The sequence below is a fragment of the Streptomyces tendae genome (genome assembly GCF_014650435.1).
Lineage (GTDB): Bacteria > Actinomycetota > Actinomycetes > Streptomycetales > Streptomycetaceae > Streptomyces > Streptomyces tendae.
Genome location: NZ_BMUY01000073.1, coordinates 1 through 1,049 on the forward strand (window position 1 = coordinate 1; position 1,049 = coordinate 1,049).

Annotated in this window: 1 protein-coding gene; it reads right to left on the reverse strand. The window is 68.7% G+C overall.

From position 1 onward, the window contains the following. A partial coding sequence (locus IE258_RS40655) for an amino acid adenylation domain-containing protein (protein ID WP_189750817.1) occupies nt 1–1,049 on the reverse strand: 1,049 nt, incomplete at both ends.

Sequence of the window (1,049 nt, forward strand, 5' to 3'; positions counted from 1 at the left end):
GGTGTTGACGGTGTAGGCGGTGAGGCGTTGGTCGCCGGGTTGGTCTTCGCGGACGATGACGGCGGCTTGGGTGATGTGGGGGTGGGTCATGAGGACGGCTTGGATTTCGCCGAGTTCGATGCGGAAGCCGCGGAGTTTGATCTGGTCGTCGGTGCGTCCGGTGTAGGTGAGTTGGCCGGTGTGGGTCCAGCGTGCGGTGTCGCCGGTGCGGTACATGCGGGTGCCGGGTGGGCCGTAGGGGTCGGCGGTGAAGCGTTCGGCGGTGAGGTCGGGGCGGTTGTGGTAGCCGCGGGCGAGGACGATGCCGGCGACATACAGCTCTCCGGTGACGCCGGGTGGGACGGGGCGGAGGTGGTGGTCGAGGACGTAGGCGCGGGTGTTCCAGAAGGGCCGGCCGATGGGCACCGGACCCGAACCCATCACATCGCTCGGCTCGATCCGGAAGTCCGTGCAGTTGACGGTGGCTTCGGTGGGCCCGTAGGCGTTGATCACGGTGACGTCCGGGTGCGCGGTGCGCCAGGTGGCCAGTGCTTCGCCGAGGAGTGCTTCTCCGCCGGTGATGAGGGTTCCCGAGGGGGAGATCTCGTCGGGGAGGGCTTCGAGGAGGCCGAGGTGGGAGGGGGTGACCTTCATGAAGGTCGGTTGTCCGGTGGTGGCGGCGTGTTCGTCGAGTTCGGTGAGGATGACGCGTCCGCCGCTGACGAGGGGGGTGTAGAGGGCGGTGACGGTGAGGTCGAAGGCGACGGAGGAGTGCAGGAGGGCGGTGCCGGAGGCGTCGGGGTAGACCTCGCGGGCTCGTTCGAGGTAGGCGCCGACGGAGGCGTGTTCGACGACGACGCCCTTGGGTCGGCCGGTCGAGCCTGAGGTGTAGATGACGTAGACGGGGTCGTGGGGGTGGACGCTGACACCCTTGAAGGGTGCTTCGGCCCCCAGTTCCAGCATCGCCGTGTCGTCGATGACGAGGGTGGGCGAGGCGTCGGAGAGGATGTGCGCGACCCGCTCCTGCGGATACTCCGGGTCCACCGGCACATAGGCGGCCCCGGCCTTGG